Raw genomic sequence first — 19,472 nt, 5'->3', positions numbered from 1 at the left:
CGTTTTCTGCGTCGGCGCGCCTTGGCTCAGGTACGCTGCGCGGTTTTGTTAGCGGCTCTAAACCGGACGCGGCGCGGATGTCTTGACGATGTGCTATCAAAAATGATTTTCATTTCTATTTGAGGGTTTCTCACTTTGCTTCGGAATACATAGTGAAGTGAAACAATCTCCTCACGTAGAAAGGAACTTGGATGTTGAGTCAGAAACGGTCGGCCTCCCCCATATCAACTACACGCCGACTCGCGCCGCAATCCGCCTTCCCGCTGAATAAACTTCTCTCCGCCACCCGCCTGGCCCTGTTGGTGGGCTTTGGCGGCATGGCCGTGGTGCCGGCGGCGCTGGCGCAAGGCACGGACGCCGCGCCGGCCAAGGCCCAGGCCGGCAACGGCGCGCCGGAACGGCTGGAGCCAGTGGTGGTGCAAGGCCGCCGCGTCTACGCCGGCGGCCAGTTGGCCACCGATAGCCGAGTGGGCGTACTGGGCAATCTGGACGTGATGGACACGCCGTTCAGCACCATCAGCTACACCGAGGACTATGTCGAAAACCAGCAAGCGCGGGATATTGGCACATTGATCGGCGCCGCAGACGCCTCGGTCTATGTGGCTAGCAAACGATCCGTCAAAGAAACATTCAATATCCGCGGCTTTCCCACCTCCGCCAACGATATGACCTTCAACGGCTTGATCGGCATGGCGCCGAACCAACGCAGCTCCACTGAAATGGCGGCGCGGGTGGAAGTGCTCAAGGGGCCGTCCACCCTGCTCAACGGCATGCCGCCGGAAGGCAGCCTGGGCGGCAGCGTCAACATTGTGCCCAAGCGCGCGGGCAACACGCCGCTGACCTCCATCACCGCGACTTATGAATCCGACAATATGCCCGGCGTGCACGTGGATGTGGGCCGGCGCTTTGGCGACAAGCAGCAATGGGGCGTGCGCTTCAACGGCGTTTACCGCAACGGCGACACCGCGGTGGACAAGCAGAAGCAGGACATGGGCCTGGCCTCGCTGGGCCTGGACTGGCGCGGAGAGCGCGCCCGCGTTTCGCTGGACCTTTACAAGCAGCGGGAGAGGCTGGACGGCATCAACTACTTCGGCATCTTCTCCATCGCCCCCGGCGTGACCCAAGTGCCTACGCCCAAAACCGGCGATTATCAGCTGGCGCCGGATTGGGCCGCCAGCATTAACAACACCCAGATGGCCATGCTGCGTGGCGAATACGAACTGAGCGATGCGCTCACCCTGTTTGGCGCATGGGGACAGCGGGACGTGGATTTCGACGCCCAGATCACCAGAAATCAATTGCTGAACAATGCCGGGGACATCAACGTGAACGCCTTTCGCTTAATCAGCGATGGGACGCAGAAATCCGGCGAGGCCGGCGTGCGTGGTCATTTCGACACCGGCAAGATTCAACATAAATGGTCGCTGGTGGCCACGCGCTACACCTCGCAGTGGAACTACCAGGATGGCAGAGGGCCTTCCTTCACTACTAATTACTATGCGCCGTCCTTCGGACCCAAGCCGACGTTCCGGTATATGGGCAGGAGCGTTGAGGACAAGCTGGGCAGCATCGCCCTGGCGGACACCCTCTCCTTCATGGACGGCAAGGTGCAATGGACGGTGGGCACGCGGCGTCAGAATGTGCAGAGCAGCAACTACGACGCGGCCGGCGCGCAAACCTCCAACTATGACCAAAGCCGCTGGTCCCCGGCCACCGCCTTGCTGGTCAAGCTCTCGGACCGGCTCTCGGTTTACGGCAACTACATTCAGGGCCTGAACAAAGGCGAAACCGCGCCTACTGCGGCCAAGAACGCCGGCGAAAGCCTGCAGCCGTATCAGACCGAGCAGTACGAGCTGGGCGCCAAGCTGGATTGGGGCGGCATTACCCATAGCCTGAGCCTGTTCCAGATCGCCCGGCCCAGCGCTTACACCAGCCCGGACAGCAATGTCTTCGGCGTGTACGGCGAGCAGCGCAACCGAGGTTTGGAGTGGAGCTTCTGGGGCGAGGCCAGCCGCGGCCTGCGCCTGATGGGCGGTGCGTCTTACACCAAGGCCGAGCTGACCAAGGCGCTGGACCCGACGCAAGTGGGCAAGCAGGCCACGGGCGTGCCCAAGGTGATGGCCAAGTTGGGCGTGGAATACGATATCGCCGCTCTACCGGGCCTGACCGCCACCGGCAACGCCCAGTACGTGGGCGAGCGCTTTGTCCGCGACAACAACCAACTGTCCTTGCCTTCCTACACCCTGTTTGACCTGGGCGCGCGCTACACCACCAAAGTGGCGGCCAAGGAAATCACCCTGCGCGCGACGGTGCAGAACGTCGCCAACCGAGCTTACTGGGCGGGGTCATGGAACGGCGGCGACGGCAGCGGCTTGTCCGGCGGCCTGGGCGCGCCGCGGACCTTGCTGCTGTCCGGCACTTTGTCGTTCTGAGGCCCTGCTTGCGATCCGCTGCGCGTCGCGGGATTTCGCTTGCGCGGTGGTTTCCGCCTTGGGCCGTCTTGGCTCGCGAGAGCGTGAGCCGGCGCTAAGCGCGCAGGGAAGCGAGTCAACGCCGCGGCTTCGGCCGCGGCGTTGTCGCGTCTGATGCCGGCTTACCAGCGCGCTCGCTTGAACAGGCTGAGTCGGTTGATACGGAACAGACGCGCCGGGCGCTGCTTGCCGCCCAGGAATTCTTCGGTGGCTTCCAGTATGGCGGCCTCGTCCGCGTATTCGCCGGGCTTGGCGTCCGCCACCTTGATGCCCAGCCGCGAGCGGAAGGTGCCGCGGGACACGGTTTCGCCAAAGATCTGCTCGTAAGTGCGCTGAAGCTGGGTGAGGGTGAACAGCTCCGGCAGCAGCCAGCAGGGCAGGGTGGAGTAGCTGGCCTTGTTGCGTACCCGCTGCACCGCTTCCCGCACCTGCTCCGCGTGGTCGAAGGCCAGCTCCGGCAACTGGTCCACATCGTAAAAGTGGAACACGCCGTCGCCGGCGTCCCGCAGCTGCTGCAAGGGGATCAGCGCCACGTGGGCGATGGCCACCGACCAGCCGCGCGGATCGCGCCGCGGGCCGGCGAAGGTGCGCAGCTGTTCCAGGTAGCGGGGTTCCAGTCCGGTTTTGTCGCGCAACACGCGCATGGCGGTGGCTTCGCAGCTTTCGTCCTCGTCCACATGCACATAGCCGCCGGGCAGCGCCAGCTGGTGTTGGCAGGGGGCATGTTGGCGACGGTGCAGCGCCACTTGCAGGCCGGTGGCGCCCAGGGTGAGCAGGACGATGTCCACGCTGACGGCGGGCGCGGGGCGAGAGGTGCTCATATGCAGTCTCCGGTTTGGTTATTCGATATTTTCCGCCATATAGTTGCAAAACTCAACTAAGTAAATTTATACTGTGTGCACGTTAGTTGAAATTATCAACTAAGTAAGCCAACACAGCGCAGGAGTCGGCATCATGTTCAAGGTTTTCGCGGTTTCGCAGCAGGGCGTCAGCCAGCAGCTGGCTTTTCAAAGCACGGTCTTTCCCGGTGGGGAGGTTCAGGTGTCGGTGGAACTGGACGCGTCGGCGGAAGCCTTGCGGTTGCATGCCCACCTGCCCGACGCGCAAGCGGTGATGACCTTGTTGATGCTGAGCGACGCGTTGCGCCGCGCTTATCCGGGCCGGCCGCTGGCGCTGCATCTGCCTTATGTGCCGTATGCGCGTCAGGACCGGGTAGCCAATCCCGGCGAGGCGTTGAGCGCCAAAGTGTTTTGTCAGTTGATCAACGCCCAAGGCTACAGCAGGGTGGTGATCCAGGATCCGCACAGCGATGTGGTGACCGCTTTGCTGGATCGGGTGGAAGTGGAGGACCCGTTGCCGGCGCTACGTCGGGTGCTGGAGCGGGTAGGCCCGGCGGCGCTGGTGGCGCCGGATGCCGGCGCGCGCAAGCGGGTGCTGAAGCTTGCGCGGGAGTTGGGCTGCGAGGCGGTGTTGGCGGACAAGGTGCGGGATACCCAAAACGGCCGCATCAGCGGCACCCAGGTGACCGGCCCCTTGCCGGCGCTGCAGCTATTGGTGGTGGACGATATCTGCGACGGCGGCCGCACCTTCACCGAGCTGGCCAAGGCGCTGCGCGAACGCCAGCGGGAACAGGGGCTGGACGCGCCGCTGCACCTGTACGTGACCCACGGCATTTTCAGCCATGGCCTGGAACCGCTGCTGGCGCATTACCAGCAGGTGTTCAGCCGCAATAACTGGACGGCGGATATCCGCTGCCAGCTGGTTTGACTCACACATTAAATAGGGAATACATCATGAACGCCCCCATTCGCCCCCTGGCCCGTGAACTGAACCAACTGCAGCCGTTCAATCTGGCGGACTTCTATAAAACCGGGCATCCATCCATGTATCCGGCGGCCACCACCAAGCTGGTGGCCAATTTCACCCCGCGCTCGGCCAAGTACGCGCCGGTGCTGCCGGAGCTGTTCGACAACAAGGTGGTGTGGTTCGGCCTGCAGGGCTTCATTCAGCAATACCTGATCGACTTGTTCGACCAGGAGTTCTTCCGTCAGCCGCGGGATAAGGCGGTGCGCAAATACCAGCGCCGCATGGACACGGCGCTGGGTGCGGGCGCGGTGCCCGTCGGCCGATTGGAAGCGCTGCACGCGCTGGGCTATCTGCCGCTGGAGATTCGCTCCCTGCCGGAAGGCGCGCGGGTGGATATCAAGGTGCCGCCGGTGATCTTCAGCAATACGCATCCGGACTTCCCCTGGGTGGCCACCTATTTTGAAACCCTGTTCAGCTGCGAATCCTGGAAGCCGTCCACTGTGGCCTCCATCGCGTTTGAATTCCGCAAACTGCTGGATTACTTCGCCCGCCTCACCGGCAGCACCCCGGAGTTCGTCAATTGGCAGGGGCATGACTTCTCCATGCGCGGCATGAGCGGGGTGCACGACGCCATGCGCTGTGGCGCCGGCCATCTGTTGTCCTTCACCGGCACCGACACCATTCCGGCGCTGGACTATCTGGAGGACTTTTACGACGCGGACGCAGAACGGGAACTGGTGGGCGGCTCCATCCCGGCGTCGGAACACAGCGTGATGGCGCTGCGCATCCTGTTGACGCTGCAGCGGCTACGCCGCGACCCGGCCCACGCTGGGCTGGAGGAGGGAGCGCTGCGCCGGCTGGCGGAACGGGAAGTGGTGCGCGAGTTCGTTAGCCAGGATTATCCGCAGGGCATGGTGTCCATTGTCAGCGACACCTTTGATTTCTGGAACGTGGTCACGGTGATCGCCCGTGAACTGAAGGACGACATCCTGGCGCGGCGGCCGGACGCGCTGGGCAACGCCAAGGTGGTGTTCCGCCCGGACTCCGGTGATCCGGTGAAAATCCTCACCGGCTACCGCGACGACGAGCTGGTCCGCGTTGACGGCCTGCCGGTGCGGGACGCGGACGGCGCGTACACAGCGCTGAGCGGCGGCCTGCGGGTGACGGAGGCGGAGCGCAAGGGCGCGGTGGAGTGCTTGTGGGAGATTTACGGCGGCACGGTCAGCGCCGCCGGCTACCGGCTGCTGGACAGCCACGTGGGTCTGATCTATGGCGACTCCATCACCCTGCCGCGTGCCCGTGCCATCCTGCGCCGGCTGGCGGCCAAGGGTTTCGCCTCCGGCAATGTGGTGTTCGGCATCGGCAGCTTTGTCTACGGCATGAACTCGCGGGACACCTTCGGCTACGCGCTGAAGGCGATTTACGCGGAGGTGGACGGCGAGGCGGTGGATATCTACAAGGACCCGGCAACGGACGACGGCACCAAAAAATCCGCCAAGGGCCTGCTGCGGGTGGAGCGTGAGGGCGATCATTACGTGCTGCATCAGCAACAGACGGCGGAGCAGGCGGAAGGCGGCGAGTTGCGGCCGGTGTTCAGGGATGGCCAGCTGCTGGCGCGGCAATCGCTGGCGGAGATCCGGCAGCGGCTGATGGCTTCTTGGCAATGCCCGGAACCGGGCAGCATTCATTGGAGCGTGGAGGACTGAAGCCGCCGCGTCGCGTTTCAAGGCCGGGCGGCATGCCCGGCCTTGTCGCGTCAACTGGCGGTTCAATCAAAGCTCAGCTCCACGGTGGCGGCGGCATTGACCTCGCCGGGCTGGATGGGGGCGCCGTTGACGGCGTAGCGCACCACCATGGGCAGCGCGTGCTGTTGCCTGGCCGCCAGGCTGGTGAACTCGGTGCCCAGTACATACGCGCCGGTTTCGCCCTGGCGTTGCAGCTCCAGCCCAATGCCCTGGGCGTTGTTTCGCCCGCCGGCAATGCTCAGCAGCGTGCCGGTGTTCCCTCGCGCGTTGGCGTCGCTCAATTTGGCGCGGATGCTGGTGCCGGGCGCGCAGTTCAGGTCGATCTGGAAGCGAGTGCCTCCGGCGCGGCCGGAGCCGGCGAAGTCGCGGGTGCTGACGTCGGGCAGGGGGACGGTTTGGCTGGCGTTGCGGAACGAGCAGCCGATCACCCTGATGGCGCGCTGTTCGAGTGTATAGGTATAGAGGAGTGCTCCGTGATCGCTGCCTTTTTGGTTCTTGTAGTTGACGGCATAGCTCTCTGGGTTTAGCCGATCGGATGTCACTGGGCCGGTTGTGACCAGTTCTAAGGTGTCGGTGATGGTGAAGGTGCCTTGCAAGGGTATGCCGCGAAGATTGGTGCGGCCATTGTTCAGACCTGTGGTGCTGAAGGTCTGAGATTTTCCAGTGTGGGTATTGCTGTTTATCCAGCGAATGCCAATACCGGGCGTTTGGGTCTTTCTGATACCTGAATCTCCGCCATTGTCGAGGTTGTTATAGGACAAAAAGGCGTACCAGCTGAGTTGGCCACCTGCGTTTTTTTTGTCGCAATTGACCTTGGTTTTCAGCACCTGCTTGGCGATCAGGTGTTGGTCGGGTGCCATGTATGGAATCACCAAGGGATCGGGAAGCGCTGGAGTGATGGTTGATGAAACCACTTTGCAATCGGCATGGCTTGGGCGACTGCAGCTTCCCAGCGTCAATAGCAAGACGAGGCAGGTCAGCAGCGGGCGGCGGGTAGGCGGAGTGTGCATCTGGGTATCCTTTCTTTGATTAAGCGCGGCGCGTAGAACCTATTTACGATCTTGCGAGCTAGAGCGAGACAAGGCGAAAACAGCTGAGAAAGCGGAATGTACGCGTGGTACATGAGCATTTCGAGGCAGTTTCCAACGCCGTATCGCCGACGCGCAGCAGATCGTAAACAGCTTCTTAGAGGCAGGGCAGCTCCAGCCGCTGGTAATGTCGCCCAGGCTTGGCGGGCGGCAGCTTATAGCGAGCGGTGCAGCCGCCGTCGCTCCATTTCACGGCCAGTAGGCCTTGCGGCTGCTGGAGCAAGAGCAGCGTCCGGCCTTGCGGGTCCGCGATGCCTAACGGCTGGCCGGTGACATCTTCTACGCTGGCGCCAAACGGCACCGCGCTGCCGTCGCGGCGACGCAGACTGAATTGAACGCGGCGTCCGCTGCGCGCCTTGAACACGGCCTTCACCACCGCGCCGCGGCGCGGCACCACTTGCTTGACGCTGTCTTCCAGTTCCAGCGCGGCGCCCAGCTTGCGGCTGTCCAGGCTCAGGCTGTTGGCGCGGTATGGCTGGGCGTCCGCGCGTACGGTGTAGCCGTTGCCGCCCAGGCCGGCGGCGCCGTCCACTTGCAGCAGGGCGAAGGTGTCGCCGACGGCGCGGCTGAGGTTGACGCCGCCGGCGTGGACGACAACGGCGCCGCTGGCGCCCAGGCTGGCGGATTGATGGTTGCGCGCTGTGCTGTAAGCGGCGCTCAGCTGCGCGACATCGCCCTGATGGACGCCGCTGGCGCTCAGGCTGGCGCCGCTCTGGCTGTCGCGGCTCACGGAGACGGTGTAGCTGTCGGCCTCGCCCAACTGGCCGCTGAGGCTGGTGTGCAGCGCGTTGCGGCCAAGCTGGGCGCTGAGCTGCGGGGCGCGTCTCCCAGTGTCCAGCGGCAGGCTGAAGCCCAGCATGATCTGCTTGTCGCCTTGGCCGCGGCCGTCGCGGCTTCGGCTGAGGCTGAGGTGGTAGTGGAACTGTTTCCAGCGATGGCTGTAAGCCAGGTTGAGGCTGTGGCTGGCGCCGGGCCGGCCCCAATAGTTCTGGCGGCCGAGGCTGAGATAAAGGCTGCCGCGGCGGCCCTCCCGGCCCAGGGTTTGTTGGGCGCTGAGGTCTATCCGCGCGCGCGCGCGGTGTTGGTTGGAGCGCTGGGCCAGGTCCGCCGCGTGGTCATTGAAGCTGCGGTAGCCGGTGGTGGAGTAGCGGTAAGCCGCCAGGGTGAACTGGGTCTGGGTGCTGGGCAGGGCCTTGTGGTACAGCAGGCGCAGGCTTTGTCCCTGGCTGCGCGGGCCTTGGGCGCGGCTGAGGGATTGGCTCAGGTCCAGCGACAGAGCGCCCAGCGGCGTGTTGGCGCCCAAGCCCAGGTTGACTGCCTGGAAGCGCGGCGAAAGCTGGAAGCCGGCGGCCACCGTGCTGTCGTCGCTGAGGCCGTAAACCAGCGCGCCGGCGGCCAGCCCGGGGCGGGCCGCTTCGCCGCCCTGGTACTGGCCCAGCGCGGCGTGGTATTTCCAGCGGCCTCGGGCCTGCATCAGCGGCAGGCTGGAGAAGCTTTGATGGCTGACGCGGCGGCTGCCGTCGGCTTCGGTCACTGTGATTTCCAGTTCGCCGTTGGAGCCGGAAGGGGTGATGTCGGTGAATTCGAACGGGCCGGGAGGCACGTCGGCGCGGTGTAGCACATAGCCGTTCTGACGCACTTCCACCGTGGCCTGGCTCTGTGCTTGGCCGCGGACCACCGGTCGGTAGCCGCGCTCGCTGTCCGGCAGCATGGCGTCGTCCTGGCTCAGTTGCGCGCCGCGAATGCGCACGCTGTCGAACAAAACGGCGTCGGTGTATTGCTCGCCCAGCGTCAGTTGGCTGCGCAGGGCGGTGATGTCGCGTTGCAGCAGGGTGCGGTTGCTGCGTATCTCTGCGGCTTGGCCCGTATTCCAACTGAGGGTGGCGTCGTTGCGCAGGCGCCAGCCGCCCAGGTTGAGTCCGTTTTGCAGGCCGAGATAAAACTGACGGCTGGCGCGGCCGTCCTGGCCACGGCTGTATTGGCTGCTCAATTGATAATTGGCGTAAGCGGCGTTGACGCCGGCGTCCCATAGAGCCGGGTCGACATAGCCGTCGGCGCGGCGCAGTAGATGGGCCTGAGGCACGCTCAGCTCAAGCTGCAGCCGGGTGGAGTCGTAGCGTACTTGCGCGTGCTCCAGGCGTCGGGGCAGATCGACGCAGGCCTCGTCGCCGGCACGGGACGCGGGCAGTTTGACGCCCAGCTTGCGCAGCAGCGCGGCGTCTAGGCAGGGGCGGACTTTGCCGTCCGGCTGCTGGCGGAACAGGATGTCGCGGCGGTCGGCCAGTTGATGGTTGAGCAGGATGTCCACGCGATAGTTGCCGGGCAGGATGTCGTTGCCAGCGTTCAGCACCGCTTTGAGATCCGCCGCTTGTCCGTCCAGCTTCAGAAAACGGGTGTTGAAGGCCGGCGCGTCCGCCGCCAGCGCTTGCGCGCAGGCGAGCAGCCAGCAGGCGCAGGCCAGCGAAGGCGCGGCGTTGCGGCGGGCATGGGGCATCAGCGGCTTGCTTCTCATTGTCTCACGGTACAACGGTCGGCTCAGGGCTCCAGCCGGCGCGGCTGAGCGGGCGCTACGTCTTGTAGCTGGGCTTCAAAAGCCTGGCTGGCGCCAAAATCGTTGATGATCTGGTAGCGCAAGCGCGCATCGTTTGTGGTGTCGGCGGGCAGCGGCCATTGTCCGCCGGAGCCGGGTGCCAGCATTTGGGCGCGGCTGATTTCCTTGGATTTTCCGCCGGAGAGCAGGGTCAGGCCGGTCACGGTCACGTGGTAGCGGCTGGGGTTGTCCGCTTGCAGCCAGCTGTTGCCGCGCTCGCGCCGCAGCCGCCAACGCAGGCGTTCCGGCGCTTGCAGCGCGTCGCCGTCCAGGCCCGGCGGACGGTAGAACACCTTGACGCGCTGGCGCACAGCCAATTGCAGCACATTGCCTTTCCCGGCGGCCTGAGGGATTTCCTGCACATTGAGCCAGAAGGCGGTTTCCTGTTGATGGGACGCGCCGGCGCCGGCGTAGAGGATGCGCAGCAATTGCTCCTGTCCGGCCGGCAGCCGCGTCAGCGGCGGAGTGATGGCGAAGGGTAGTTCGGCCTTGTCGCCGTCCAGTGCTTCCAGCCAGGATTGCACCAGAATGTCCGCGCCGTGATTGCGCACTGTGACGGAGGCTTCCGGATGCGCGCCGTCGAAAATGACGCGGGTGCCGTTGAGACTGATGCCGGCGCTGGCCTGGGACATGGCCAGCCAGGCTGCCAAGCCGGCGGCGTGCAGCAGGGTTTTCATGATGGGGGCCCTGAAAATAGACAACGGCGGGAAGCCCGCCGCTGTGGGTGGAAGAAACTAGGGCTTAGTCGTAGCTCAGTTCGAAGGGGAGGTCGGCTTGTACTTCGCCGGCGGTCAAGCTGGAACGCAAAGTGTTGGTGGTGACATAGACGGCGTCAAGATCAATGGTTTCCGAGCCATTGAGGGCTGCTCCGGTTCGAATGACGCCCGTGCTCAGGTCCTGCGGAGTGTTGCCTTTATAAATGGCGACGCCCACGCCTTTGGCCTTTCCGCCGCCTATGGCATTAGCCAGGGCGGTCGTTTTACCGTCAAACTTCGAGCCCGGGAGTGCCGTGAATTTGGCTTTTACATTGCTTGCACTGCTGCATTCTATTTTGATCTGAAAAGCCTTTTTCACCAGCGGTACTTGACCCAGATCGACGAGTTTGTCCATGGAGATGTCGGGCATGTTAACGGTGAGAACGGGCGCGATGTCCGTGCCGCTTCTGGTGGCGCCGGTGCCGCTAACTATTTTGCAGGTGGGAGAGGTTACGCGGCCGGTGAATTTGATGCTGCCCGTTTGGGTGACGGCGGCTTGAGACGTCAGCGGAAGCGCTGCGGCAAAGACGGCCGCCAGGGTGAGGAGGGCGTGCTTTTGTTTCATTGTGGTCTCCAGTGGTTGCGGCGCGCAGGTGCTTGGCCTGGGCCTTGGGTGGAGACGGCATGATAAAAACACATTCAATTCAGGTCTTTAGCGTGGTTTTGAACGCCTCTTACCTTTTCTTACCAAGCCATAACTTTCCTTGTTTTGACTTTTTAATGTCGGTAAACAAGGTTTAAGCCGCTTTAGTTGATTGATAAGAGTTTAAACCTGTCCTTTTGGCCAGTTTTGTGAAAATGGCAATTTTCTTGGATTGCCCGCTAAGTACCGGTTATCTAAAATGTTTTGGCTCAAATTTTGTCATCTCCACCCCCATTACGCCTCACGGCCCCCATCCGCAGACCAGGTCGAAGCCCGTCGCCATGGGGGCTTTGCATAAGGCTGGTTTGGGGGTGTTTTGATTTTGGATAGTTCGAAGGACCGCCCCATGGACCTCAGCACCCTGCTCGCCAGCTTCGCCTCCGCCTTCAACCAAGACCAACGCCTGCTCACCCTCAGCCTGGGCGACGGCAGCGTGGCGGCCGAGCAATTGCTGCCCCTGAGCCTGGCCGGCGAAGAAGGCGTGTCCCGGCCTTACGCCTACCAGCTCACCTGTCTGTCGCCGGACGGGGCCATCGAACTCAAGACCCTGCTCGGCCTGCCGGCCCGCATCGGCATTCTCGACGCCGCCGGCGCCGAGTCCTTGCGCTGCGGCGTGGTGTCCAAAGTGGAAAGCCTGGGCTCGGACGGCGGTTTCAGCCGCTATCAGCTGACCATTGAGCCGCCGTTCGCGCTGCTGCGTCATCGCGTCAGCTCGCGGGTGTTCCAGGACCTGTCGGTGCCGGACATCGTCAAACAGATCCTGGCCGAGCATCAGCAGGCCAACCCGGTGTTCGCCCGGGTGCAGACGCTGGAGTTCAAGACCGGCGCGGCGTCCCCGCGCAGCTACTGCCTGCAATACCGAGAATCCGATTACGACTTCATCGTGCGGCTGCTGCACGAAGAAGGTTATGCCTGGCGCTTCGATCACCTCGACGGTGACACTCCCCAGGTGCAACTGGTCGCCTTCGACGACCCCTACAGCCTGCCGCCGGCCAGCGTCGAGCGCGTGCGTTTCCACCGCAGCGACGCCACCGAGGCCGAGGACGGCCTGACCGAGTGGAACGCCCAACGCCAGATCGTCCCCGGCGCGGTGGCGCTGGCCAGCTTCGACTACCAGCCGGTGCAAACTCAGCACAGCGGCGACGACAGCCGCATCGACCAGGGCCAGAACGGCAAGGCGCTGCAGTCTTCCTTGCACGACTACGACCCGCAATCGCTGTACTACGCCGGCGACGCCGACCAGCTCAGCCACTACGCCCAACTGCGCCAACAAGCGCATGACCTCAAGGCCAAGCAATTCAGCGGCGGCGGCAGCGTGCGCGGCCTGGCCGCCGGCCAATGGTTTCGCCTGGACGACCACCCGGCCCACGACGGCGACAGCAGCGAACAGCGCGAATTCGTCGTTACCCGTCAAACCCTGAGCGCGCGCAACAACCTGCCGGCGGACCTCAAAGCCCTCCAAGACGGCAAAGACGCCCAACCCTTCCGCGCCGAATTCGACGCCCAGCGCCGCGGCGTGCCGCTGACCCCGGCCTACGCCCACACCGAACTGGCCAAGCCCAAATCCCGCGGCGTGCAGACCGCCACCGTGGTGGGGCCGCAAGGAGAGGAAGTCCACACCGACCAGCACGGCCGCATCAAGGTGCAATTCCACTGGCAACGGCCGGACGAACACCCGAGCATCGGCGCCAACCTGGACGACAAATCCTCCTGCTGGCTGCGCGTGGTCATGCCCAGCGCCGGCGCCGGCTGGGGCCACCAATTCATCCCGCGCATCGGCCAGGAAGTGCTGGTCGACTTCATCGAAGGCGATATCGACCGCCCGGTGATCACCGGCGTGCTCTACAACGGCAGCCACCCGCTGCCGGACTTCAGCGGCGCCGGCGCCTTGCCGGCCAACAAAACCCTGTCCGGCATCAAATCCAAGGAACACCAGGGCGGCCAGTACAACGAACTGCTGTTCGACGACACCCCCGGTGAAGTCAGAACCAAGCTATCGAGTGAACCGGGCAAAACCCAACTCAACCAAGGCTTCCTCACCCACCCGCGCAGCAACGGCAAGGCCGAGCCGCGCGGCGACGGCTTTGAACTCAGAACCGACCAGCACGGCGCCATCCGCGCCGGCCACGGCCTGCTGCTGAGCACCGAAGCGCAGAACAGCGCGTCCGGTAAACAACTGGCGCGCGAACAGGCGCAAAGCCAGCTGGACGCAGCACTCAGCCTAAGCCAAAGCCTGGGCGACACCGCCACCGGCCAGCAGGCTGACACCATGGAAACCGGGCCGGACAAGGTCAATCCGGACAATAGCAAGGCGGGAAAAGGGGATAAGGGGCATCTGCAGCACCAGGCTGCCGCCTTGAAAGCCTGGGAGGCGGGCAGCAACACCGACAAGGACGGCAAAACTGCCAAGGAGCAGACCGGCCGCCAGCCCTTGCTGGTTCTGTCCGCGCCGGCGGGCATCGCCAGCCTGAGCCAGCAAAGCCAGACCGTGGCGGCCGGTACCAACCTGGACCTGGTGGCGCAACGCGACACCAACCAGACCAGCGGCCGGCGCTGGCTCCATAACGTGGGCCAGCACATCAGCCTGTTCGTCACCGGCCTGCAAGACAAGATCGCGTTGAAGCTGATCGCCGCCAAGGGCAAGATGCAGGTGCTGGCGCAGAGCGACAGCATCGAGGTGACCGCGGACAAGGACGTGACGGTGACTTCCTGCAAGGAAAGAATCACGGTAGCGGCCAAGCAGGAAATCCTGCTCAACGTCAGCGGGGGCGCTTACATCCGCATCGCCGGCGGCAATATCGAACTGCATTGCCCCGGTAAGGTGTCGGTGAAGGGGGCCAGCCATCAGATGAGCGGGCCGGCGCAAATGACGGTCACGCATCCGGATTATCCGCAGAGCATTCCCAGGATGCCGTTGTCGCTGCGCCTGGATCAATCGCCGCAAGGCGGCAACAGCAGCTGGACCGGCATGCCCTATACCCTGCATGCCGACGGCGGCGAGGTGGAGCGCGGCATCATTGACGAAAGCGGCCACCTGGCGGTCAAACATGCGGTCACCACTCAAAAATACACGGTGGAGCTGGCCAACGGCGTCAAGTTTGATATCCCGGTGGCCAATGAGCTGAGCAAACCGGACAAGGGCGCGCTGGCCAACGCCGGCTTCCATAAAGTGGTGGCCGGCGCCGCGCCGCCGGATGGCCGCGTGGAGCCGGACGAGCATGCACGCGCGCGCTACCACCGTTTGCTGAATGGCGAGGCCGACGCTTCGCCCGCAGGAGAGTAATAAATGAGCGCGAACACGATAGTCTCCCCGATCTGCGTCAAAGAGCCGCTGCGGGCCAATTTGACCCTGCCCTGGTTTTTGCAGACCAGCGAATACGCGCCGCATGAGGGCAGCTTCCAGCCCCTGGTCAACGGCGAGGCGGCGTTTGCCGCGGTGCATTACGCCATCGCCAAGGCCAAGAAAAACGTCAGCATCATCTGCTGGGGCTTCCAGCCATCCATGTACTTTGTCCGCAAGGGGGCGGACACGGTGAAGTACGCGGACATCGCGGAAGCCGTGCCGGCGCAGATAGGCAAGCTGCTGGAGCATAAGGCCAAGCAGGGCGTGCAGGTGCGGGTGCTGTGTTTTGCCTCCAAGCCGGCCGGCCTGTACGTCAACAGCACCGGCGCCACGGTAGATGAGTCGCAAACGCCGGGGCGCTGGGGGGTGGGCATCAAGGACAAGCCGGGCTATGAAACCCCGGAGCAGTATAAATACGATTCGCAGTGGTATTCCTGGTATGACGAGGATCAGCCAGCGGCCGGCGCCACGGACAAGGAAGTGCGGGACCAGTTTCACAAGGATATTCCCAGCAAATACCTGCATTTCCGCAGCCGCGGCTTTGGTCCGTATACCCGTACCCATATCGCGACGCAGGATTACGACGACAAGGGCTTGAAGAAAAGAACCAAGACCGCCTTATCGATAGGTCCCAGCCATCACCAGAAAATGGTGCTGGTGGATTACGACGACGCGCAAGCCCATGTCGGCTTCGTCATGGGCCACAATATGTTGGACGAGTACTGGGACACCAATGCCCACAGCGCCAAGCCCAAAGCGCCCAATCTGGGCCGCAACGGTACGGTGGGGCCGCGCGAGGATTTCTCCAGCCTGATCACCGGCCCGGCGGTGGGCGATCTATTCCACAATTTCCGCCGTGCCTGGCGCGACGAAACCAAGGAAGACCTGCCGTTGCCCGGCTGCGGTTTCGGCAGTTATGCGCCGCGGGTGGATGGGCAGGCCAATAAGGCCGCCATGGTGCAACTGCTGCGCACCCAGCCGGAATACAAGAAACAGGACATCAAGAAGCTGTATCTGAAGGCGGTCAACAACGTCACCTCCTACATCTTCATCGAAAACCAGTACTTCCGCTGGCCGCCGCTGGCGGAAAAGATCAAGGACGCGGCCAAGGCGCAGAAGCAGGCCGGCCGCCCCTATCCGATCTACCTGTTCGTGATCACCAATACCAGCGACGCCGGCGTGGGCGCCGGCACGGTCAACACCTACCGGATGCTGGACAGCCTGGGGCGCGCCGACACGATTCCCGGCGTGGCGCGCCAGGAAAAGGCGGATGATGTGGAGGCCCGGCTGGGCCAGGCCAAGCAGGCGGAACGGGAGGCCAAAGTGGTGAGCGCCTTGAACGTCATGGCGCCGGCAAAGCTCAAAAGCAAGATCAAGGAAGCGGAGGCAGACGCCACGGCTTATCGCGAGCGGATGGAAAAGGAGTACGAGGCCGCCCAAAAGCCGGACGCTCCCATTAGCGCGGTGGAGCAGCCCGGGCTGAAAACCCATATTTGCTCCATCGTGGCGCCGGACTCCCCACCGGGGGCATGGGCTGAAACCTATATCCACGCCAAGCTGATGATCATCAACGACGCTTTTCTGACGCTGGGCTCGGCCAATATCAATACCCGCAGCATGCAGGTGGACAGTGAATTGAACATTGCTTTGGACCGGCCGGAAATCTCCAAGCCGCTGCGCCAGGAGTTGTGGGGGAGGCATACTAGCCATTGGGATCGTGCGAATCCAGATCGAATGGATCGTGAGATTGATGCCAAAAAGGCATATGAACAATGGCAGCTAATTCTTGACAGTAATAAAGTTGCTTCACAAAAGCAGTTGCCCCCTGTAGCACCTCTTCGTGAATTCCTGCGCACAGACCCAGCCCGGAGCAATAGTGATTAAGCCCGCATTTCTGACCCTGATTCTGACCCTGAGCCTGGCCGCCTGCGGCGGCGCCAAGGAGCGTTCCGTGCCCGATTTGAAAGAAGTCGAAGCCAAGCTGGCCTTCAACTGCGTATATGAGAAAGACCACCTGCCGGCCTTGAACCCGGAGGCGGAGCAGTTATACCGCTACGCCCGCTGGTTGCAGAAGAACCAGATCGAGAAGGAAGATCCGCTACGCTTCCCGGAGATGGAGCGTTATTACCGCATCGCCACGGCTCACGGCCATTACAAGGCCAATCTGGACTTGCGCGACATGATAGGGCGGGGCACGGCGCGCAGCGACGATCCGGTCAAGGAAACGCTGGACCTGACTCAGGAGCTGATAGACCGCGGCATTCCAGGCGGCTACTACGATATGGGGCGTTATCTGAAGGCCGGTTACGGCGTGAAACAGGACGAGGAACTGGCCAACCGCTACTACCGCAAGGCGGCGGACCTGGGCAGCCCGGAAGCGCAGTACTTGGTGGGAGATAAACTGACCAACTTGACGGTTGCACAGGCAGCTGCGTACTCCGTTGGTTTGAAAATGAAAAAGTGTGCAGGTGAACAAGGGCATGGAAAGGCCGCGAAAGAGTACGCTGCATCAATGATGGGTGAGAATAATCCCGAAGCGGTTAGGTTTTTCCAGCTAGCAATTAAGGCCGGAGATGCGACAGCTGCTGCTTTCCTTGTTAATGGTTTCACTACACCAGCTATCGATGCCAATGATAAGACAAGTCAGTACAAGTACTTGGCTTTATCAAAGGATGATGAGAGGGTTCGTCGTTACGAGTTAATTGGAGGAGTTCTCAGCGACTACTCTTACGCCCACCCCAAGGTGCTGGAACTGGACGAGATCGTGCCGTTGCCGCCGGCCCCGCTGCCGGCCTGGGACGGCAAGCTGAAATGGCTGGAAGCGTTCAAGGCCAATGTGGCGCCGGAAAAACCGTCGGAAGCCCTGATGAGTAAGCTAGCCGCGGCCAAGGGCCTGGATGCCAAGACCGGACGGCCGCTGAACGGCAAGCATGGTTAAAACGCTGTACGCCTTGTCGCTGTTGGGGGCTCTGGCCGCCTGCGGCGCCAAGGAGCGTTCCGTGCCTGATTTGAAAGAAGTCGAAGCCAAGCTGGCTTTCAACTGCGCGTATGAGAAAGACCATCTGCCGGCTCTGACCCCGGAGGCGGAGCAGTTATACCGCTACGCCCGCTGGTTGCAGAAGAACCAGATCGAGAAGGAAGACCCGTTGCGCTTCCCGGAGATGGAGCGTTATTACCGCATCGCCACGGCTCACGGCCATTACAAGGCCAATCTGGACCTGCGCGACATGATAGGGCGGGGCACGGCGCGCAGCGACGATCCGGTCAAGGAAACGCTGGACCTGACCCAGGAGCTGATAGACCGCGGCATTCCCGGCGGCTACTACGATATGGGGCGCTATCTGAAGGCCGGCTACGGCGTGAAGCAGGACGAGGAACTGGCCAACCGTTACTACCGCAAGGCGGCGGACCTGGGCAACCCGGACGCGCAGTATCTGGTGGGGGACAAGTTGACGGGGCTGACGATATCGCAGCCTGTACCGTTTGCTATTGGGACCCAAATGCTCAAGTGTGCTGGAGAGCAGGGGCATGGAAAGGCTGCAAAAGAGTATGCCTACCTAATAGCAGGAAAAAATAATGAAGAATCTGTCAAATTTTTCCAGCTTGCGACCAAATGGGGAGATGAGGCTGCTCCTTACAAGTTGCAAAAGGGTTTTGGTCCAATAGCAGATTCGAAACAAGAGAGGTTCGGTCTTGGTCTGAAGCAGGATGATGAGCGTAGCCGTCGCTACAAAATCATTAGCGATGTTCTAAGCGACTACTCCTACGCTCACCCCAAGGTGGCGGAACTGGACGAGATCGTGCCGCTGCCGCCGGCTCCACTGCCGGCTTGGGACGGCAAGCTCAAGTGGTTGGAGGCGTTCAAGGCCAATGTGCCGCCGGAAAAACCGTCGGAAGCCTTGATGAGCCAACTGGCCGCGGCCAAGGGTCTGGACCCTAAGACCGGGCGGCCGCTAGGTGGGCGACACGATTGACGCCGGTTTTGCAGCGGGTCGCAGCCCGTTCGCGCTGCACTGACACCCGTCACCCCCGCCGAACCCCTGCGCCCGGGAGGACTCAGACTCTATGTGCCGGCTGTCTGGCCGGCCGCATCCCTTCCCATCCCCCTCCTGGAGATTCTTCATGACGCCCATCCTGTTCAATACTTATCGCTCGGTCCAAGGCTTCAACAAACGCGTCCGTTTCCTGATCCTGCATTACACCGCGCTGGACTTCGCCGGTTCCATCAAGGCGCTGACCGGCTCCGGCCAGGTGAGCGCGCATTATCTGGCGCCGGACCCCAGCGATCCCAGCTATCAGCAGGCCGGCTTCAAGCAGATGAATCTGTTCAATCTGGTGGACGAGAACGACCGCGCCTGGCACGCCGGCGCCAGTTCCTGGGACGGCCGCAGCAATCTGAACGATTCGTCCATCGGCGTGGAAATCGTCAATCTGGCGCGGGAGGACAAGGGCGGCATGGTGTTTCCGCCTTTTCACCCGCAGCAGGTGGAGGCGGTGACGGAATTGGCGCGGAACATTCTGGCGCGCTATCCGGACATCAGCCCGGTGAACGTGCTGGGCCATTCCGACATCGCCGTGGGCCGCAAGAGCGATCCGGGGCCGATGTTCCCGTGGCTGGAGCTGCACCAGGCCGGGGTGGGCGCGTGGCCGGAGGCGGAGACGCAGTGCAAGTACGCCCGGCAGTTCCAGCAGCAGGGTTTGCCCAGCCGGGAGAAGATGCTGGAGGCGTTCAAGCATTACGGCTACGAGGTGGCGGCGGCGGGCGGCGACGCCGGCTTTACCACCCTGGTGCGCGCCTTCCAGATGCATTTCCGCGCCAGCGATTACCGCGGGGTGATGGATGTGGAAACCGCGGCCATCCTGTTTGCCTTGCTGGAGCGCTATTGGCCAAAGCGCCTGGCCTTGATCAAGCTTTGACGCGTCTTGTACTCCGCGGCTAACAAACCCCTGATGCTGCGTTGCGCCGACTTGTCGTACTCCAAGTACTGCTTGCGTCGGCGAGCCTTGCCTCAGCCGTGAAACTGACAATTT

At 62.9% G+C, this 19,472-nt stretch carries 13 protein-coding genes; 8 read left to right on the top strand and 5 right to left on the bottom strand.

All coding sequences use genetic code 11. The features are described from left to right. Positions 1 to 191 precede the first annotated feature (191 nt). Positions 192 to 2,432 (top strand): TonB-dependent siderophore receptor, encoded by a 2,241-nt coding sequence (locus DXT74_RS02310; protein WP_194427225.1) that lies wholly within the window; start codon positions 192 to 194, stop codon positions 2,430 to 2,432. Positions 2,433 to 2,593: 161 nt separating this feature from the next. Here DXT74_RS02310 and DXT74_RS02305 read toward each other — a convergent pair whose 3' ends face one another. Further along, positions 2,594 to 3,292 carry an NUDIX domain-containing protein gene (locus tag DXT74_RS02305; protein WP_107733011.1) on the bottom strand — a complete coding sequence of 233 codons (699 nt, stop codon included), beginning with the start codon at positions 3,290 to 3,292 and terminating at the stop codon, positions 2,594 to 2,596. Positions 3,293 to 3,425: 133 nt separating this feature from the next. Here DXT74_RS02305 and prs point away from each other — a divergent pair, with 133 nt between their 5' ends. Beyond that, positions 3,426 to 4,238 (top strand): ribose-phosphate diphosphokinase, encoded by an 813-nt coding sequence (prs, locus tag DXT74_RS02300; protein ID WP_194427224.1) that lies wholly within the window; start codon positions 3,426 to 3,428, stop codon positions 4,236 to 4,238. Between the two features lie 26 nt (positions 4,239 to 4,264). After that, a complete protein-coding gene (locus DXT74_RS02295) occupies positions 4,265 to 5,983 on the top strand; it encodes a nicotinate phosphoribosyltransferase (protein ID WP_194427223.1) in 1,719 nt (572 codons plus the stop codon). 62 nt (positions 5,984 to 6,045) lie between these two features. On the opposite strand, the gene DXT74_RS02290 is transcribed toward DXT74_RS02295, so the two are convergent. From DXT74_RS02290 to DXT74_RS02275, 4 genes are all read right to left on the bottom strand, one after another. Further along, positions 6,046 to 7,032, bottom strand: a complete 987-nt coding sequence (locus DXT74_RS02290) for a fimbrial protein (protein ID WP_194427222.1) — start codon at positions 7,030 to 7,032, stop codon at positions 6,046 to 6,048. 175 nt (positions 7,033 to 7,207) lie between these two features. Then, on the bottom strand, positions 7,208 to 9,604 hold the full coding sequence (locus DXT74_RS02285) for a fimbria/pilus outer membrane usher protein (RefSeq protein ID WP_194427221.1): 2,397 nt from the start codon (positions 9,602 to 9,604) through the stop codon (positions 7,208 to 7,210). 41 nt (positions 9,605 to 9,645) lie between these two features. Beyond that, positions 9,646 to 10,377, bottom strand: a complete 732-nt coding sequence (locus tag DXT74_RS02280; protein ID WP_194427220.1) for a molecular chaperone — start codon at positions 10,375 to 10,377, stop codon at positions 9,646 to 9,648. A gap of 64 nt (positions 10,378 to 10,441) precedes the next feature. Continuing rightward, positions 10,442 to 11,020 (bottom strand): fimbrial protein, encoded by a 579-nt coding sequence (locus DXT74_RS02275; protein WP_194427219.1) that lies wholly within the window; start codon positions 11,018 to 11,020, stop codon positions 10,442 to 10,444. Positions 11,021 to 11,444: 424 nt separating this feature from the next. Here DXT74_RS02275 and DXT74_RS02270 point away from each other — a divergent pair, with 424 nt between their 5' ends. From DXT74_RS02270 to DXT74_RS02250, 5 genes are all read left to right on the top strand, one after another. Continuing rightward, the gene (locus DXT74_RS02270) at positions 11,445 to 14,381 is read left to right on the top strand and encodes a type VI secretion system Vgr family protein (RefSeq protein WP_231138255.1); all 2,937 of its coding nucleotides are present in this window, start codon (positions 11,445 to 11,447) and stop codon (positions 14,379 to 14,381) included. A gap of 3 nt (positions 14,382 to 14,384) precedes the next feature. Next, complete coding sequence (locus tag DXT74_RS02265; protein ID WP_194427218.1) at positions 14,385 to 16,325, top strand: phosphatidylserine/phosphatidylglycerophosphate/cardiolipin synthase family protein; 1,941 nt, start codon at positions 14,385 to 14,387, stop codon at positions 16,323 to 16,325. Then, on the top strand, positions 16,318 to 17,379 hold the full coding sequence (locus DXT74_RS02260; protein ID WP_194427217.1) for a DUF6396 domain-containing protein: 1,062 nt from the start codon (positions 16,318 to 16,320) through the stop codon (positions 17,377 to 17,379). The genes DXT74_RS02265 and DXT74_RS02260 overlap by 8 nt, the downstream gene beginning before the upstream one ends. Continuing rightward, complete coding sequence (locus DXT74_RS02255; protein WP_194427216.1) at positions 17,372 to 18,415, top strand: DUF6396 domain-containing protein; 1,044 nt, start codon at positions 17,372 to 17,374, stop codon at positions 18,413 to 18,415. The genes DXT74_RS02260 and DXT74_RS02255 overlap by 8 nt, the downstream gene beginning before the upstream one ends. 148 nt (positions 18,416 to 18,563) lie before the next feature. Beyond that, the gene (locus tag DXT74_RS02250; protein ID WP_194427215.1) at positions 18,564 to 19,358 is read left to right on the top strand and encodes an N-acetylmuramoyl-L-alanine amidase; all 795 of its coding nucleotides are present in this window, start codon (positions 18,564 to 18,566) and stop codon (positions 19,356 to 19,358) included. The last annotated feature ends 114 nt before the right edge of the window (positions 19,359 to 19,472 follow it).

The sequence above is a fragment of the Chromobacterium sp. Rain0013 genome (assembly GCF_015291765.1).
In the GTDB taxonomy this organism is placed as follows: Bacteria; Pseudomonadota; Gammaproteobacteria; order Burkholderiales; family Chromobacteriaceae; genus Chromobacterium; species Chromobacterium haemolyticum.
The sequence above is the reverse complement of the archived record's forward strand: the minus strand, read 5'-3'. Positions and strand labels throughout refer to the sequence as shown.

Coding starts and splice junctions, on each gene's coding strand:
- DXT74_RS02255 (WP_194427216.1), top strand. CDS start 17,372: ATGGTTAAAACGCTGTACGCCTTGTCGCTGTTGGGGGCTCTGGCCGCC.
- DXT74_RS02305 (WP_107733011.1), bottom strand. CDS start 3,292: ATGAGCACCTCTCGCCCCGCGCCCGCCGTCAGCGTGGACATCGTCCTG.
- DXT74_RS02275 (WP_194427219.1), bottom strand. CDS start 11,020: ATGAAACAAAAGCACGCCCTCCTCACCCTGGCGGCCGTCTTTGCCGCA.
- DXT74_RS02250 (WP_194427215.1), top strand. CDS start 18,564: ATGACGCCCATCCTGTTCAATACTTATCGCTCGGTCCAAGGCTTCAAC.
- DXT74_RS02265 (WP_194427218.1), top strand. CDS start 14,385: ATGAGCGCGAACACGATAGTCTCCCCGATCTGCGTCAAAGAGCCGCTG.
- DXT74_RS02280 (WP_194427220.1), bottom strand. CDS start 10,377: ATGAAAACCCTGCTGCACGCCGCCGGCTTGGCAGCCTGGCTGGCCATG.
- DXT74_RS02290 (WP_194427222.1), bottom strand. CDS start 7,032: ATGCACACTCCGCCTACCCGCCGCCCGCTGCTGACCTGCCTCGTCTTG.
- DXT74_RS02295 (WP_194427223.1), top strand. CDS start 4,265: ATGAACGCCCCCATTCGCCCCCTGGCCCGTGAACTGAACCAACTGCAG.
- prs (WP_194427224.1), top strand. CDS start 3,426: ATGTTCAAGGTTTTCGCGGTTTCGCAGCAGGGCGTCAGCCAGCAGCTG.
- DXT74_RS02285 (WP_194427221.1), bottom strand. CDS start 9,604: ATGCCCCATGCCCGCCGCAACGCCGCGCCTTCGCTGGCCTGCGCCTGC.
- DXT74_RS02270 (WP_231138255.1), top strand. CDS start 11,445: ATGGACCTCAGCACCCTGCTCGCCAGCTTCGCCTCCGCCTTCAACCAA.
- DXT74_RS02310 (WP_194427225.1), top strand. CDS start 192: ATGTTGAGTCAGAAACGGTCGGCCTCCCCCATATCAACTACACGCCGA.